A 17,795-nucleotide genomic window follows, 5' to 3' on the forward strand; every position below is an offset into this window, starting at 1 on the left:
TGTATTGTTTTTAAGCTTCAATTTACACAATTGTTATAGTATTACAAACAAAATTATTACACATAATAAAAAAGCGAAGTCAAATGACTTCGCTTTTATTAATCTTCTACTAAGACCCACTCTCCTTTATCGAGTAGAGGAATCGCTTGTTTGAATTTCACTTCTTTACTTTGACCGTTCATTACATTTTTTATTGTAACACGTTCGTTTCTTCCTATTTTTCTCTCTTCGCGCACTACGGTTTCTTGAACTTGCTGTTCACGTGTATCTCGTTGCGACATCGCAGATTCAGAAATATTTTGAACCTCTTCTTTACTTACGTTTAATTTTTCACGTTTTTCAACCGGTGCTTTTGATATCTGACTCGGATTTTGAGTTGGCAACTCTCCTTTAAACAAGAATGACAACACTTCTTTATTAACCTTGTCTAACATTGTTTTAAACAATTCAAAAGCCTCAAACTTATAAATTAACAACGGATCTTTTTGCTCGTAAGATGCATTTTGAACCGACTGTTTTAAATCATCCATTTTTCGTAAATGATCTTTCCAAGTTTCATCAATAATGGCAAGCGTAATGTTTTTCTCGAAATCATTGATCAATGTTTTTCCTTCTGATTCAAATGCCTCTTTTAGGTTAGTAACTACCTGTAATGTTTTTACTCCATCTGTAAAAGGAACAACAATACGCTCGTATTTATCAGATTCATTCTCATAAACATTTTTAATCACTGGATAAGCTGTAGTCGCATTGCGAATTACTTTATCTTGATAATGCGCATATACCTTGTCGTATAAATCATCTACTAATTTTTCTGCAGCTAGAGTCTTAAACTCTTCTTTTGTAAATGGAGAAGCCATTCCTGAGAAATGAATCAACTGAAATTCAAAATTTGTATAATTATCCGTTGGTTTGTTTTCAGCTACAATCGAAGCACAAGAATCGTAAATCATATTTACAATATCAATTTGCAAACGTTTCCCGTCCAAAGCATGACGACGGCGCTTATAAACAACCTCACGTTGAGCATTCATAATATCATCGTACTCTAACAAACGCTTACGAACTCCGAAATTGTTTTCTTCTACCTTTTTCTGAGCACGTTCAATTGACTTAGAAATCATCGAGTGTTGAATTACCTCACCTTCTTCAAGTCCCATTCTATCCATCATTTTTGCGATTCTATCAGAACCGAATATACGCATCAAATGATCTTCTAAAGAAACATAAAATTGAGATGAACCTACGTCTCCTTGCCTTCCAGCTCGTCCTCTTAACTGTCTATCTACACGTCTAGAATCATGTCTTTCTGTACCGATAATAGCCAAACCTCCAGCAGCTTTTACTTCGTCTGAAAGTTTGATATCTGTACCACGACCTGCCATATTGGTTGCGATAGTTACCATACCTGAGTTACCTGCATCTGCAACAATCTCTGCCTCTTTCTTATGCAATTTCGCATTCAACACATTGTGCTTAATTTTTCGAAGCGAAAGCATTCTAGATAACAATTCAGAAATTTCTACAGAGGTTGTACCCACTAATACAGGACGACCTTTTTGAACCAACTGAACAATTTCGTCAATTACTGCATTGTATTTTTCTCTAGTTGTTTTATAAACTAAATCTTCTTTATCATCACGTAATAACGGTCTATTTGTAGGAATTTCAACAACATCTAATTTGTAAATCTCCCAAAACTCACCTTCTTCTGTAATCGCCGTACCGGTCATTCCACCTAACTTACGATACATTCTAAAGTAATTTTGCAACGTAACCGTAGCAAAAGTTTGAGTTGCCGCTTCAATTTTTACATTTTCTTTCGCTTCAATTGCTTGATGCAACCCATCAGAATAACGGCGACCGTCCATAATACGACCTGTTTGTTCGTCAACTATCTTCACCTTGTTATCCATTACAACATACTCTTTATCTTTTTCAAATAAAGTATATGCCTTTAATAACTGATTCAAGGTATGAATACGCTCACTTTTAATACTAAAGTCATTATAGAGCGCTTCTTTTTGAGTTACTTTTTCTTCAACAGTAGCATCACTGTTGTCTATTTCACCAATCTTAACTCCAATATCTGGTAACAAGAAAAAATCTTGATTTTCACTATCGCCTGACAAGTATTGGATTCCTTTATCAGTTAACTCAATTGAGTTGTTTTTTTCGTCGATTACAAAGTACAATTCTTTGTCAATCTTTGGCATCTCTCTGTTGTTATCTGCCATGTAAGTATTCTCGGTCTTTTGAAGTAGCTGTTTCACTCCTTCTTGACTCAAGAACTTAATCAACGCTTTATTCTTTGGCAAACCACGATATACTCTCAATAAAAGAATACTACCTTCTTCAGTGTTACCTTCGGCGATCAATTTTTTGGCCTCAGCTAAAACCCCAACCAAGTATTGACGTTGAATTTTTTCAATTTCCTGTACTTTTGGTTTTAATTCATTGAATTCATGACGATCACCTTCAGGTACAGGTCCAGAAATAATTAAAGGAGTTCTAGCATCATCAATCAAAACTGAATCCACCTCATCAACAATCGCATAATTCGGTGCTCTTTGCACTAAATCTTTTTGAGAGTGCGCCATATTATCTCTTAGGTAATCAAATCCAAATTCGTTATTGGTACCATAGGTAATATCGGCATTATAGGCTTTTCTTCTTTCTTCTGAATTTGGTTGGTGATGATCAATACAGTCAACCGTTAAACCATGGAATTCCCATATCGGTGCCATCCAAGCAGCATCTCTTTTCGCCAAGTAGTCATTTACTGTTACTACATGTACTCCGTTACCTGTTAAGGCATTCAAGAAAATTGGTAAAGTCGCTACCAAAGTTTTCCCTTCTCCTGTCATCATCTCGGCAATCTTACCTTTGTGAAGTACAGAACCACCGATTAACTGAACATCATAATGAATCATTTCCCACGTAACAGGTGTTCCCGAAGCATCCCAAGAAGTTGCCCAAATAGCATTATCTCCCTCTAGTGAAACATATTCTTTTACCCCTGAAAGTTCTCTATCATAAACAGATGCAGTAACCGAAACTACATCATTTTCTGTGAATCTCTTTGCCGTTTCTTTCACAACTGCAAAAGCTTCCGGCATAATTTCTTCCAAAACATTCTCTGAAGCTTGATAAGCTTCATCTTTTAAAGCATCTATTTCTGTAAATATTTGCTCTTTTCTATCAACATGTGCTTTTATTGCTTCTTCTTCAAGAGCAGCAATTTTCTCATCAAAAACTTGCGTTGCTTCTTTAAGCAATTTTTTAAAGTTTTTCGATCTTGCACGTAATTCGTCATTCGACAATGCATTTAGCTCACTCTCAAAATCACGAACCTTATCGACAATTGGTTGCAGTAATTTTAAATCTTTTTTTTGTTTATCACCAACAAAAATTTTAAGTACTGAATTTAAGATACTCATATTTTATTTTTTTTATTTCTCAAAAGTAGTTTGAACTACTTCTATATAATTTATCTATTTCGAAAACTAAATACTGCAATACTCTGTGTTGCAGCACTCTAAAAAACTCGTTCAAAAATACACAAAAAAAAAGCCTCAATAGAGACTTTTAAGTGATATTACTAATAGTTTTAATCTAGTATTCATCCTCGTTCCAAAAATAATCTTCTTCGGTAGGATAGTCTGGCCAGATTTCTACGATAGATTCGTAAGCATCTCCTTCATCTTCCATACTTTGAAGATTCTCAACAACCTCTAAAGGAGCACCAGTTCTAATCGCATAATCAATCAATTCATCTTTTGTTGCAGGCCATGGTGCATCTGCTAAATACGAAGCTAATTCTAAAGTCCAATACATCTTTATAAAAATTGTTTATTTGTGCAAAAATAATTTTTTTTCTTAAAAAGTCAAGTTTTTTTTCATGTAATTCAAAAAGTCTAAAAGAACGTATGTAAAAGCTATGGAATCCATTTAATTTCCTGTGCTTTATTATCAATTGTCAACTTCCGTGCCAATACAAAAAGATAGTCAGAAAGTCGGTTTAAATACTTGATTACCGAGGGTTCAATTATTTCTTTTTGTTGCAACACCACCACCAAACGCTCAGCTCTTCTGCAAACTGCTCGAGCTATATGACAATATGACACCGTAGTATGACCTCCTGGCAAAACGAAATGAGTCATTTGTGGAAGCTCAGCATCCATTTTATCTATTTCATTTTCAAGATCTGTTATCATTTGATCAGTAACCATAGTTCTCCCTAATCTTTTTTCTCCATTTTTCAGGGTTTCCTTCTCTTGAGGAGTTGCTAAAATTGCTCCAACAACGAACAGTTCTTTTTGAATTTTAATCAAATTTTCGAAAGTATAGGCATCAATCTTTTGATCACGCACCAATCCTAAATATGAATTCAATTCATCCACCGTTCCATAAGCTTCTATTCGAATATCAGCTTTAGACACCTTTGTTCCCCCATACAATCCCGTCTCTCCTTTGTCTCCTGTTTTGGTATATATTTTCATAATCTAAAATCTTATTGTAAAGTGTTCTTTGCGCTGTTCTTTCCTAAAAAAAACGATTCCCCATTTAAACAAATCAATAGTAACGGTAACCTCAGGGTGCATTTTTATTTCTTCCCAGACCTCTGTCATCCCTTTACTCCAATGAATATCATCAAAAATAAAAATACTGTCGTTGTGTTTCGATGTTAACAAAGTATCGAAATAATTTCTTGTTGCTTCTTTTGTATGATTCCCATCAAACAGCACTATATCGTATTTTTGATTAGTTACTAAGCTAGGCAATATTTGTTCAAACTCACCAACTTGCACTGTAACATTTTTTATACCAAAAGACATCAATTGTTTTTGGGCTACTTTAGCTGTGTTAGGACAACCTTCAATTGTTGTTAATGAAACATTATCATCGCTTTTGGCTATACAATATGCTGCAACACCTAAAGAAGTCCCTAACTCTAAACAGTTTTTTAGGTTAAAATAAGGAATCATCCTCATCAATAACAAAGCATGCTTTTTTTTAATAGAAGCCACCTTTGCTATTTTGGCAATCTCTCTACTATTGCTTTTAAAAACCTTTGAACCAGCACCGAAATCGGCTACTTCAATCACTTCTTCTGAGGCCTGAAGTGTTTTCATGAATAATCTATATGAACTCTCATTTGAACCTAACGGTTTTTTATACAGGCATTTAGTAACAAAATCATATACAAAAGGTGAGTGAACTCCGTGTTCATTCGAAGACTTCAATAAAAACTTACAATATGAAATAGGTTCAAAAAACATCTATAATCCCTTTAATCACAGCAAAAGTAAATGAATTTTTATTGTTTATAGATAATAAAAATTATATTTGTAAACAGTTAAAACTGTCTTGCATGAACAAATTATTATTGGTTATTCTTATTTCTAGCCTATTGTTTTCTTGTGTTCCTCACAAAAAATTGGTTTATTTTCAAGGAGAACCAATGGAGAAAGAGGATATCCATAAAGTCAATGAAATTCCCTATAAACTGCAAACTAACGATATCATTTCTATAACACTCAAATCTAAAAATGAAGAATTAGTTGCTCTTTTTAACAATAATGATAACGCAAACAATGGTAACACACAACAAGGTAGTAACCTATACTTTACTGGTTATACCGTCGATGAACATGGTAATATAAGATTGCCATATGTCGGCAACTTAAATGTTCTTGGATATACAATCGATGAAGTAAGACAAAAAGTAAAGTCAGAATTAAAATATTATATCAATTTTGATAAAAATATATTTGTGACTGTGAAACTTGCAGGTATTCGATATACAATTCTTGGAGAAATTGGATCTCCTGGTACGCAAATTATTTATCAAAACAAACTCAACATTATAGAAGCCATCGCAAACGCTGGTGATATTGTACCTACAGGGGATAGAACAAAAGTTGAAGTTATTCGAGAAGAATTTGATGGAATCAAAAAATACACAGTTGACATTACTCAAGTAGATGTTTTTGATTCAGAAGTTTTCAACATCTTACCCCACGACATAATCTATATCAACCCAATCAAAACTAAATCTTGGGGGATTGGAACCACTGGTCTTGAAACATTTACAACGTTGGCATCTATTTTTTCAATAATTGCGACAACGTTGCTTTTGATAAAATCTTTTTAAAATACCTTTATGGGTAAAAAACAATCTTCATACAACGAACAAGAAGAAAATCTAATTGATTTAAAATCTCTATTATTTAAGGTATTTAGCCATTGGAAGCTTTTTGTAATTACAATAATCATTGGATTGAGTATTGCTAAATTTATTAATGGTTATGAAGAAAAATCGTATACTATCCATACCACTATTGGTGTTAAAGAAGAACAAAACCCTCTTTTTTCTTCCAGCACAAATATAGCATTCAACTGGGGTGGAGCTAGCAATCTAGTTGAAGGAATAAAAGCGGCTTTTAAGTCGAGAACACACAATGAAAAAGTAGTTACCTCATTAAAGTACTATATTGACTACCTTGAAGAAGGCAAATACCGATTAGAAGATGTATACGGAAAAAAGCCCTTCTTTCTAACCACAGACAGTACCGACTATCAATTGTTAAATCAATTGATAAAAATTCAATTTATCTCTGATAATAAAGTCAAATTATCAGTCGATTTTGAAAACACAAACACAAAAAAACTGATTGAGTATACAAACCAATCTGTTATTAACTTCAATCCTTCTGAAACTACATATGAAAAAACTTTTGATGTAAATGACACGATAAAGACTCCTTTTTGCACATTCAAGCTAGACAAAAAACACAATTTTATTTCATCGAAAGAATATTATGTCAGATTTAGAAATATCAATAGTGTTGTTGGTCGGTATAGGGGAATTTATATCAAAGAGTTAAAATCAGGTACATCTTTATTAGATTTATCGTTGTCTGGCACCAACAAGGCTAGATTGGTTGACTATTTAAACACCTCTGTCAACGTATTAGGTAACGACCAAAAAAACAACAAAATTGCTTATGCAATTAAAACAAAAAAATATATTGATACTCTATTTAGCAATGAGGCTAAAAGATTGGAAGAATTGGAAGGTGAATTAGCCAAATTCAAAGATTCTGCGAATATCTACAGTATAGATTCTGAAGGAGAAAAGATTTTTAATCAAATTACGGATGTAGACAATGAAATATTAATCAAAAGAAGAAGTATTGATTATATAGTAAGCTTGAAAGAATACTTACTTTCTCACGACCAACAAAGCAAGGACATTCCTGCTCCCACGATCAGTGAAATTAATGAACCTACAACAATTTCCAACACACAAGAACTAATCACGCTAGTTACGTTGAAAAACGAATTAGAAGATGCTGGTGTTACTGCAATACACCCAGAGATGATTGATATCCGAAATAGAATCGCCTCTCGAAAAAAGATTGTTACCGAAAACTTAAACTCACTCGAGAAAAAGAATAAAAAAGATATTATCAAACTCGAAAAGAGACTACAGCAACTAAGCAAAGAATTGAAACGTATTCCAAAACTCGAACAAGAACTGATTAAATACGAAAGAAATTACCAACAAACTGAAACAAATTACACTTATTTAAAACAAAAAAGTTATGAAGCTGGAACCGCAATTGCTGCCAATGTTTCAGATATCAAAGTATTGGATATTGCAAAAGATGTTGGACAAGGTTCTTCTCGCCCTAGAAAATCATTCAACTACTTAGTCTCTATAATGTTAGCAATACTTCTTCCTCTAATCTATATCGTTTTTAGACAATTATTAGATGACAGTATTCATACGGTAGAAGAAATAGAAAAAAACTACAAAATTCCTGTATTAGGAGTTATTGGTAAAAACACTAGTTCTTCTAACCTTGTCGTTTTTGAAAGACCAAAATCATCGGTAGCCGAATCCTTTAGAGCACTGCGTTCTAACTTACAGTTTTTATTTCCAGACAAAAGCCAAAATAACAGTAACAACAAAACAATATTATTTACTTCTTCTGTTAGTGGTGAGGGAAAAACTATGGTATCCATGAATATGGCTATCGCTATGGCATTAGGAGGAAAAAAAACAATTTTGATCGGTTTAGATTTAAGAAAACCAAAAATATTTGATGATTTTAAAGTAGACAACAATATTGGTATTGTAAACTATTTAATCAACCAAAAAACGATTGAAGAAATAACGCATCAAACTGACATACCTAATCTTGACTTGATTGTTTCTGGACCAATACCTCCTAACCCATCTGAATTGATTTTAAGTGCAAATACTTCTAAATTAATCAATTCATTAAAATCAAAATACGACTATATCATTATAGATACTCCTCCCGTTGGATTGGTTTCAGATGCTTTAGAATTAATTAAATATTCTGATGCAAATATTTATGTAATCCGTCAAAATTATTCAAAAAAGGGAATGATGAAAATGATTGACGATAAATATTCGAATGGGGAAATAAAAAATATTGGTTACATTCTGAATAACTTCAGTTTAGATGGTAAATATGGATACGGTTATGGATATGGTTACGGTTATGGATATGGTTATGGATATGGCAACAATTACCACGAAAATGAAAAAGTATCTTTTAGCGAAAAGCTTAAAAATGCAACTAAAATTTTCAAGAAAAACAGCTAACTAATATGCGACCATAAATTGCTTTTTTGAGTAATTTTATCAAACGTATTTTTAATGTTTTGATGTTTTGTTAATGATAAATCTGAATCTTCTTTCAATAAGTCAATTGCTTCCTGTCTAGCAATTGATAATATATGATTGTCTTTGACCAGATCAGCTACTTTTAAATATAGAACACCACTTTGCTGTTTCCCCATAAGGTTCCCTGGACCTCTTAATTTCAAATCAACTTCTGCTATTTCAAAGCCATCAGTAGTTTGTACCATGGTTTCTATTCTTGTTTTTGCCTCCGCTGATAATTTGAAACTAGACATTAAAATACAAAAACTCTGATCTGCTCCACGTCCAACTCTTCCTCGTAACTGATGCAATTGTGACAATCCAAATCTTTCAGAACTTTCAACAACCATAATACTCGCATTCGGCACATTTACGCCTACCTCAATTACAGTTGTCGCAACCATTATATCAGTTTTTCCTTCTATAAATCGTTGCATCTCATAATCCTTATCTGCTGGTTTCATCTTTCCATGCACTATACTTATTTGATAGCTTGGTATTGGAAACTCACGAGAAATACTTTCATAACCATCCATCAAATCTTTGTAATCCATCGCTTCGGACTCTTCTATCAACGGATACACCACATAAACTTGCCTTCCTTTAGCAATTTCATCTTTCATAAACTTAAACACTCGAAGTCTATTTTTATCATATCGATGTACAGTTTTCACTTCTTTTCTTCCTGGTGGTAATTCATCAATTACCGATATATCTAAATCCCCATACAAACTCATTGCGAGCGTCCTAGGGATAGGCGTTGCCGTCATCACTAATACATGTGGTGGTTTTGTGTTCTTCAACCACATTTTTGAACGTTGTTCCACTCCAAACCTATGCTGTTCGTCAATTATCGATAATCCCAAGTTAGAAAAACGAACCTTGTCCTCAAGTATCGCATGTGTCCCAACTAAAATATGTAAATCACCTTTTTCTAAATTTTCATGGATTATTCTTCTTTCTTTTGTTTTAACAGAACCAGTTAATAAAGCAACAGATACACCTATTTCTCCTAACAACTCCTTTATAGCAATGTAATGTTGGTTAGCCAAAATCTCAGTAGGTGCTATCAACGTTGCTTGGAATCCATTATCCAATGCAATCAACATAGAAATAACTGCGACAATAGTTTTTCCTGACCCTACATCACCTTGAAGCAAACGATTCATATGAATACCCGATCCTAAATCTTTGCGTATTTCTTTGATTACTTTCTTTTGAGCATTTGTAAGTTCAAACTTCAAACAGTTATTATAAAATTCGTGAAAATAATTATCTATTTTATCGAATTTAAAACCTTTAATTTTTTGGTGTTCGTTTACTTTTTTATTCAATAATTGAAGTTGAACAAAAAATAATTCTTCGAATTTCAAACGATACTCTGCTCTTGTTAATAATTCTTGACTCTTCGGAAAATGAATATTTAACATAGCTTCCTTTTTAGAAAGTAAATTATTTTTATCTAAAATTTCATTCGAAAGTGTTTCTTGAATTTTCACATAATACTCACGAAATAAATTTTCAATAATTGAATTTATAACTTTATTAGAAACCCCTCTAGCTTGCAACTTTTCAGTAGAAGGATATATGGCTTGTATGGAAGAACGATTTCTACTTTCAAACAATGACAACAACTCTAGTTCAGGGTGCGCCATGCTAAAGTTACCATTGTAGAAATTCAATTTCCCAAAAGCGACATAAGGTTTCCCGATCTTTATATTCTCTTTAATCCATTTCGCTCCCTTAAACCAAACTAACTCGATAGAACCAGTAGTATCTTCAAATCTTGCTACCAAGCGCTCTCTTTTTTTTTGTTTGACCGTTTTTAAAGAAGTGATTTGTCCAATCATCTGAATATCCGAAGAATTAGGTTGCAGCTCCATTGCTTTATAAAACCTACTTCTATCGATATAACGAATTGGAAATAAAGAAAATAACTGATCAACTCTTCTAATACCTAACTCCGATACCAAAAGTTCCGCTCGAGATGGTCCAACTCCCTTTAAATAAGCTACTGGAATAGCACTTCCTTTATGAGACATAAATAACGAATAGAATTTATTTTCCAAAACTACAAATTAATAACGAAAGGAAAATTCACATCCATCAAGAGTCATTAACAATAAAGAAAACATAAAAAAAAACGTTAAAATTTGTTTTTTAATGAAAAGAGCCTATATTTGTTTTATATACAATTAATATTACCCTATACCCCCGATTAATGTATTTAAAAAATTATTATACCCCATTAGTAGCACTTTTGTTTTTGTGCATTACTGTTTCTGCACAGAAAAAAGACACCAAAGAGGTTGGTATCAGTTCTACTAAAAAGACTTCTGGAGTTTCAGTTTCTCCTGCACATTTCCACTTAAATTTAAAGCAAGGTCAATCAAAAGTATACGATATTACTATCAATAACGATACACCTGCTACCAAGTCATTCGATGTTAACATGTATGACTTTAACATGAATGGAAGAGGACAAAGTTCGTTTTTACCCGTTGGAGAAGGTGAATATTCATTGTCTGAATGGGTAAATATCAGTCCTACTTTCGTAGAATTAAAGCCTTTCGAGAAGAAAAAAATTCAATTTACCGTTACTATACCTAATACAGAAGCAGGTAAAAAAGCTGCTTGGAGTATTATTATGATTGAACAACAAGAAGCTAGAAAGTCTCTTGACCCGAACAACAAAACAGACAATACTGTGGCACTTGGTGTTGTTCCCACCTTTGCATTCGGTGTATTTGTATACCAAAACCCACCTAATGTAGAATTAAACCAAGTAGAATTTGTTGATTTCGTTTATGACGATACAAATGATTCGAAAAGAATATCAATTGTCGCTCAAAATAAAGGAGATGGGATTTCTTATTGTACCTCATATATAGATCTAACAAATTTAAAAACTGGAGATCAACAAAGATTAAAGGTTAAGAAATTCACCATATTACCAGGATTGATAAGAGATTTTGTCTTCGAAATACCAGATTCAATCAAAAAAGGTGATTATATAGCTGTAGGAGTTCTTGATTTTGAGAACTCAGAAGAAATACAAGCTGCCAAAATGGAATTTTCAATAAATTAAATATAATTAATACTAACCCCTAATTTTAAAAAAAGATGAGAAAAAGTAACAAGTTTAAATTATTCGCAGCTGCTGTTGCCCTAATAGGTACATCTGCTAGCGCACAGTTAATTGATGAAAAAGACGTTTCAATTACACTTGATTTGCAACCAGTATTGCAATTAGACATGACAACTCCTGATCAAATTGAATTTGTATTTGATGAAATCAACGAGTACCAAGCAGGTATTACACAATATGCTGCAACAATCCTTAAAGTAAGTTCAACAGTAAGTTGGGATTTATATGCTGTAGGTAGATCACAAGGAAATACAGCGACTGGTTTTTGGGACCAACAAGTAGATTACGGAAATGACAATACTAATGCTGTTCCAAATCTTCCTTTAAGTCTTTTAGAAATCAGACAAAGTCAACAAAACCCATCAACTGCAGCAGATGCAACTAAATTGGATTACAGTGCGAACTTTCAAAATGCAAACACCGTAGCAGGTTTAGGTGGTGCTTATGTTGGAACAAACAACATTTATGTAGATCCACTTGGATTGGCAACTCCTCCACCAGCAACTGAAAGATATATAGCTGGTCATAAGGGTGCTGCTGGTGCAGATGATTTTGTACCGGGTGGAACATACTTAAATCAAACAACTAGTAGATCTGAATACTACTACACAATTGATTATAGAATTTTACCTGGGCTACCAGCTGTATTCCCAATGGCATACGATATAGTAGCAGGAGCTCAAGATATTGCAACAATCAATGGACCTTCAACTTATGCTGAGCCTGGTGTTTACACTATGTACGTTCAATATATTTTATTAGAAGATCAATAAGATTCTTTAAAACATTACTTAAAAGGATGTAGCACTACCTACATCCTTTTACTGTATAAAACAGTCAAGAATGTGGAATAAATTATTTGTAATACCATTATTTTTCTTACTCTTTTTAAATAATAATTCTTTAGAAGCTCAAATACATTGTGGAGCGGTAGAGTTGTATTTAGAAGAGCAGGGAAATAACACTTTTACATTTAACGATTTCACCACCTACGAAAGTGGTTATCCTAGAAGAACAATTGCCAGATTAAAAGTAAGAGTTGAAGACAAAGCGATTCCAGATAACTTATGCTCTTGGCATTTAAGTCTAAACGTCGACAACAACGGAGCCAATCCAACCGAATGGGAAGAATTAAACACCTATGGTGATGGTTTAGGTCAAAATCCATTACTTAATATCGTAGAAATTCGTGCAACCAACGATTGCATGACCTCTGAAGATTACACCAGTTTTGTTCCACTATCGAGTGTTAACGATGTTTTAGAAATCATCAAACCTATAATTGGTACACTAGAAGCTTCTGATGTAATTCACAGTGGAAGCTGTGTTCAAAACGTCAATGGACCAGGAGATTTTCTCACCAGCTATAGTGAATACACATTTAAAATAGAATTAAGAATAAAACCCGGAATGTCCTTTAATCCAGGTACATTCGCAATAAGTTTCAATTTTCGTTTAGAAGAAAATATTTAATATAGATTTGACACCCCTAAGAAATCTTAAACATATTCTAAAAACAACGCTTCTTTTTACACTGCTATTGTGTGCACACTCTTTGATTTCTCAAGAAAAAAATAATCCAGACGAAATTGAGAATGAATACAAAGGAACATTAGCTGAAAAAGTAAAAACAAAGTTTAACAAGCCTCAAATTGAAATATCAAAATCTGGCTTGGTTTCAAACGTCTTGAATATAATCAACACAACCCAAGACAATCTAAATTTCACCTTAGATGTACTACTTCCTAACGATTGGAGTAGTATTATTGATCCTGATAAAATTTACAATGTATCAGTTAAGGATACCATTGTTATTCCTATACTATTAATTCCTTCAAAGGTAAAAACTGGTAGTAGTGAAATCATTATCAATACCTTTTTGTTGGATTTAGATGGCCAACAGATTGGTGATAATTCATTCATTTTGAAAACTAAGAAAAAAGTAAAGTGGGATTTAGGTGTTAAAACAGCCAACAAATTTTACTTTAAAAACGAAGAATTCAACAAAAAATTTGAATACTCAATCATAAATAAAGGGAATTACAAACAAGACATTGCAGTACATCATCAAATTCCTAAAAAAGACCTGTATTTAACTGATACGACCAATATAGATAAGAAAATCACACAAGATAATAGCATTACCCTAGACGTAGGTGAAGAAGCTGACTTCAGTTACTATGCATCTGCTATTCAGTTAAACGAAAGAAATAAAAGAAAAGTTTCAAACACTACTTACACTCCATACGAAAATAAATACTTCAAAAAATACGACTTAGTAATCAATAGTACTGAAGACCGCAGTAGTAACGAAACATTGTATAAAAAAACGGCGAAAGTTTCTTTTGTCAAATTGCCCAATGAAATTGAGATGCAATCCTATGGATATCCGTCCTTACCACTTACGATTGATATGTATATTCAAAATATACTAAGTGAAAATCCATTTATGTCAATTAATTTTAGAGGTATCAAAAATATTAATGACAATGCGAGTTTGATATACAACACTACTTTAAATTTTAGTCAATCCTATTACAACCCTACAACTCGACAAGAAATCCCATGGTATGTAGGATATTTCGATGATAAAAAATCTGTAGAAGTTGGACAAGTTTTTTCTAACATCATTGGTATTATTAGTAGTGGTAATGGTGTAAAGGCCAGCTATAGATTAAACGATCATAATTCATTTACTGGATTTTATATACAATCGAAAAACGACATTAGCAAAGCTACAAATGCATCTTATGGTTTAACACATAATTTTTATACAAACATTTTCAGTCTTACATCACAAATTGGTAGAAATGACAATAAGATCAATGGTACAACTACCGATATCATCTCTTTAAGACCTAGATTGCGTTTATTTAAAACGAATATATTTGACTTTTTTGTTTCAAAATCATTGACAACAGATAATAGTACACAAACAAAAAAAGAAGGATTCTTATACAGTGCGGGATTTTCAAGCACAATTGCTAGAAAAATAAAATTTAATGTAAACGGAAGATACACCGATCCAAATTTTGGTACAAGTAGTATCGAACGTTTAAATTTATCACATAGAACAAGCTACCAAATCAATAGCAAATGGAGTACTTTTTTTAATAATAATTACCAAAAAACAATCACTCCTATTAGTAATAACACCACAAATTTTTACCAACAACAACTATTATTTAATCGATTTGCTGTTTCTAGAAAAGTGAAATTTGGTTCTATTCAAAATGGTATATATTATGATATTCGAGATTTCCTAAATAGAAAAATCCATACACGTGGACTTTCTTATAACGTATCAACCTTTAGTGCTAGAAGGAATTTACAAACCTCCTATATTTTAAGAGCTGGTTACACTAAAGAAATTTTAGAAACCCCGACAGACAATCATTTTAGTTTCGATTTCACTTCCCTCGTAAGGTACCGTATATGGAATTTCACTCTAAAATATAATTATGGTGACTTTACATCGAACAACACGCAAGTTATCGGGGGTAAATTTGTAACTCCACAACTTTTTAGAGTTTCTGCACAAAACCAGTATACTTTTAAAAATAGACGTTTTATTTTAGAGACAAACACGAGTTACACCTATAGAAATATTGCTAAAAACAATTCATTTGGTATAAACCCAGAACTTTTTTACTTCTCTAAAACAAATTGGAGGTTTAGCCTACAAATGAGTTATTTTTATAACAGTACTGACTATTCTGATATCATCGACATCGAAGATGCCAATCGATTCAGTCCAAACAGAAACACAAAATCGCAAAGTTCTAACCTAACTATCGGAATGAGTATTCGAAAAGAAATTGGAGTTCCAATTCCTTTCGCAAAGAAAAAGACTTCCAATGTAACCTTCATAGCATTTAAAGACACCAATGGAAATGGGGTTAAAGATAGAAGCGAACAACCCATTAATAATGTTGTTATCAATTTTGACAAACGAGAAGTTATCACTTCTTCTAACGGAGCGGCAAAAATAAACAACGCCGCCTTTGGACGTTATGCATTTGATGTTTTACCACTAGAAGATTTGAAAGGATGGTTTCCTAACATCCAAGATTCAATTAGTATTGGAAGAAGTGAACGACAATACATACCATTCGTAAGAGGTGTAAAACTATATGGTGATGTCATTATTGACAGACAAAAAATCGCTGTATCTGATGACAAACCAATGGATCTATCACGTATAAAAATTACTGCTTCAAAAGATAAAAACTATAGCACACTAACTGATGAAAATGGTCACTTTGAATTTTATCTTCCTAACGGTGAATACATTCTTAATATGGACGAAAGTATATTAAGCAGTAGTCTTCGCCTATCGAGAAATAACATTCCCGTTGTATTAAAAAACCTTCAAGATGGTTATTACATTTCTTTCTATATTTTAGAAAAAAGAAGAAAAGTAATTATTCGAGATTTTTCTAAAAAGAAGAGATAGCGACATCATTTAAAACATTTGATTTAAGTACCTTTGCATTTCTAAAATTCAAACAATGAGATTACATAGGAACTTAGTTTTTACAGTTATCGATTCACTGAATCTAATATTTAATGAAGGAGTATACGCTGACAAAGCCGTTGAGTCTGCTTTAAAAAAAGACGCTAGATGGGGTGCTCGTGACAGAAAGTTTGTTGCAGAAACCATTTATGAAATAGTTCGATGGAAAAGACTATACAATGAAATAGCCGAAACAAAAGATCACTATACACGTGAAAATTTGTGGAAGTTATTCACTGTTTGGGCTGTAATGAGAGGAATTGACTTACCAGATTGGAAATATTTTGAAAATGCACCAATCAGAAGAATCAAAGGAAAATTTGATCAGGTACAATCAATACGTAAAATAAAAGAATCGATACCAGATTGGTTAGACGAATTGGGAATATCAGAACTAGGAGGCCAATGGGATAAAGAACTTTCAGCGTTAAATATACAAGCTCCTGTTGTATTACGTGCCAATACTCTTCGAACAACTAGAGTTAATTTAGAAAAAAAATTAAACTCTAATGAGATAGAAACTACTGTCGATCCATTATACAAAGATGCTTTAATATTAAAAGAGCGTAAAAATGTTTTTCGAACAGATGCTTTTAAAAGTGGTTTATTTGAAGTGCAAGATGCATCTTCTCAATTAGTAGCAGAATTTTTAGAAGTAAAACCAGGAATGCGAGTTGTAGATACTTGTGCAGGTGCAGGAGGTAAAACTTTACATCTTGCTGCATTGATGGAAAATAAAGGTTCTATTATTGCTATGGATATTTTTGGTGGTAAACTAAAAGAGCTGAAAAGACGTGCTAAAAGAGCTGGAGCACACAACATTACTCCTCGTCTTATAGAATCAACAAAAACAATAAAAAAACTACATAACAGTGCTGATAGGGTTTTGATAGACGCTCCATGTTCTGGATTAGGTGTTTTAAAGAGAAATCCAGACGCCAAATGGAAATTACAACCAGAGTTTATTGAAAACATAAAAAACATCCAAGAAGAGATATTACAGAGTTATTCAAAAATTGTAAAAGTTGGTGGAAAATTAGTCTATGCTACTTGTTCAATATTACCCACAGAAAATCAACTCCAAGTTGAAAAATTCTTAGAAAATAACAGGAACTTCAAGTTTATTAAAGACAAAAAAATACTTCCTTCAACCAGTGGGTTCGATGGATTCTATATGGCGTTATTAGAAAAAACAGCATAATAAACTAATCGATATTTAAAACACCTTTTACTTAATGTAAAAGGTGTTTTTTTATACAGAGTTTACCTATAATAATACAAAAGCATCTTAAGGCCATTTGATTGGTTTAAGATGCTTTTTTTATGAATTGTATAAATTCATTCATTTTTAAATTTAAGCCAAAAAAAAGCCTCAATCATAAATCTGATTGAGGCTTTAAAAAAAAGGCGGTGACATACTCTCCCAC

12 protein-coding genes are annotated in these 17,795 nt (G+C 32.7%); 7 read left to right on the top strand and 5 right to left on the bottom strand.

Annotated elements, in window-relative coordinates; all coding sequences use genetic code 11:
- Positions 1-98: 98 nt before the first annotated feature.
- From secA to F6P99_RS10710, 4 genes are all read right to left on the bottom strand, one after another.
- Entirely contained in the window at positions 99-3,440 is a 3,342-nt protein-coding gene (gene secA, locus F6P99_RS10695) for a preprotein translocase subunit SecA (protein ID WP_152287469.1), read from the bottom strand.
- 175 nt (positions 3,441-3,615) lie between these two features.
- Entirely contained in the window at positions 3,616-3,837 is a 222-nt protein-coding gene (locus F6P99_RS10700) for a DUF2795 domain-containing protein (protein ID WP_152287470.1), read from the bottom strand.
- Positions 3,838-3,938: 101 nt separating this feature from the next.
- Positions 3,939-4,502 (bottom strand): cob(I)yrinic acid a,c-diamide adenosyltransferase, encoded by a 564-nt coding sequence (locus F6P99_RS10705; protein WP_152287471.1) that lies wholly within the window; start codon positions 4,500-4,502, stop codon positions 3,939-3,941.
- 3 nt (positions 4,503-4,505) lie between these two features.
- Positions 4,506-5,135: an O-methyltransferase gene (locus F6P99_RS10710; protein WP_317162585.1), complete on the bottom strand. Its 630-nt coding sequence runs from the start codon at positions 5,133-5,135 to the stop codon at positions 4,506-4,508.
- 239 nt (positions 5,136-5,374) lie between these two features.
- Between F6P99_RS10710 and F6P99_RS10715 the strand changes: the two genes are divergently transcribed.
- Together F6P99_RS10715 and F6P99_RS10720 are read left to right on the top strand one after the other, a co-directional pair.
- Complete coding sequence (locus F6P99_RS10715; RefSeq protein WP_152287473.1) at positions 5,375-6,157, top strand: polysaccharide biosynthesis/export family protein; 783 nt, start codon at positions 5,375-5,377, stop codon at positions 6,155-6,157.
- Between the two features lie 9 nt (positions 6,158-6,166).
- Positions 6,167-8,644: a polysaccharide biosynthesis tyrosine autokinase gene (locus tag F6P99_RS10720; protein WP_152287474.1), complete on the top strand. Its 2,478-nt coding sequence runs from the start codon at positions 6,167-6,169 to the stop codon at positions 8,642-8,644.
- Here the strand turns inward: F6P99_RS10720 and recG are convergent.
- Positions 8,641-10,746 (bottom strand): ATP-dependent DNA helicase RecG, encoded by a 2,106-nt coding sequence (gene recG / locus F6P99_RS10725; protein ID WP_152287497.1) that lies wholly within the window; start codon positions 10,744-10,746, stop codon positions 8,641-8,643. The genes F6P99_RS10720 and recG overlap by 4 nt on opposite strands.
- A 179-nt stretch (positions 10,747-10,925) precedes the next feature.
- Here recG and F6P99_RS10730 point away from each other — a divergent pair, with 179 nt between their 5' ends.
- The 5 genes from F6P99_RS10730 (at position 10,926) to F6P99_RS10750 (ending at position 17,569) form a co-directional block, all read left to right on the top strand.
- The gene (locus F6P99_RS10730; protein WP_152287475.1) at positions 10,926-11,792 is read left to right on the top strand and encodes a WxL protein peptidoglycan domain-containing protein; all 867 of its coding nucleotides are present in this window, start codon (positions 10,926-10,928) and stop codon (positions 11,790-11,792) included.
- A 35-nt stretch (positions 11,793-11,827) separates the two neighbouring features.
- Entirely contained in the window at positions 11,828-12,625 is a 798-nt protein-coding gene (locus F6P99_RS10735; RefSeq protein WP_152287476.1) for a hypothetical protein, read from the top strand.
- 70 nt (positions 12,626-12,695) lie between these two features.
- Complete coding sequence (locus F6P99_RS10740) at positions 12,696-13,325, top strand: hypothetical protein (RefSeq protein ID WP_152287477.1); 630 nt, start codon at positions 12,696-12,698, stop codon at positions 13,323-13,325.
- Positions 13,326-13,407: 82 nt separating this feature from the next.
- Positions 13,408-16,308, top strand: coding sequence for a hypothetical protein (locus tag F6P99_RS10745; RefSeq protein ID WP_152287478.1), 2,901 nt, complete (start codon positions 13,408-13,410; stop codon positions 16,306-16,308).
- Between the two features lie 55 nt (positions 16,309-16,363).
- Positions 16,364-17,569, top strand: coding sequence for an RsmB/NOP family class I SAM-dependent RNA methyltransferase (locus tag F6P99_RS10750; RefSeq protein ID WP_152287479.1), 1,206 nt, complete (start codon positions 16,364-16,366; stop codon positions 17,567-17,569).
- The last annotated feature ends 226 nt before the right edge of the window (positions 17,570-17,795 follow it).

Source organism: Flavicella marina (assembly GCF_009193215.1).
GTDB classification, from domain to species: Bacteria; Bacteroidota; Bacteroidia; order Flavobacteriales; family Flavobacteriaceae; genus Flavicella; species Flavicella marina.

Coding starts and splice junctions, on each gene's coding strand:
- secA (WP_152287469.1), bottom strand. CDS start 3,440: ATGAGTATCTTAAATTCAGTACTTAAAATTTTTGTTGGTGATAAACAA.
- F6P99_RS10700 (WP_152287470.1), bottom strand. CDS start 3,837: ATGTATTGGACTTTAGAATTAGCTTCGTATTTAGCAGATGCACCATGG.
- F6P99_RS10705 (WP_152287471.1), bottom strand. CDS start 4,502: ATGAAAATATATACCAAAACAGGAGACAAAGGAGAGACGGGATTGTAT.
- F6P99_RS10710 (WP_317162585.1), bottom strand. CDS start 5,135: ATGAAAACACTTCAGGCCTCAGAAGAAGTGATTGAAGTAGCCGATTTC.
- F6P99_RS10715 (WP_152287473.1), top strand. CDS start 5,375: ATGAACAAATTATTATTGGTTATTCTTATTTCTAGCCTATTGTTTTCT.
- F6P99_RS10720 (WP_152287474.1), top strand. CDS start 6,167: ATGGGTAAAAAACAATCTTCATACAACGAACAAGAAGAAAATCTAATT.
- recG (WP_152287497.1), bottom strand. CDS start 10,746: ATGTCTCATAAAGGAAGTGCTATTCCAGTAGCTTATTTAAAGGGAGTT.
- F6P99_RS10730 (WP_152287475.1), top strand. CDS start 10,926: ATGTATTTAAAAAATTATTATACCCCATTAGTAGCACTTTTGTTTTTG.
- F6P99_RS10735 (WP_152287476.1), top strand. CDS start 11,828: ATGAGAAAAAGTAACAAGTTTAAATTATTCGCAGCTGCTGTTGCCCTA.
- F6P99_RS10740 (WP_152287477.1), top strand. CDS start 12,696: ATGTGGAATAAATTATTTGTAATACCATTATTTTTCTTACTCTTTTTA.
- F6P99_RS10750 (WP_152287479.1), top strand. CDS start 16,364: ATGAGATTACATAGGAACTTAGTTTTTACAGTTATCGATTCACTGAAT.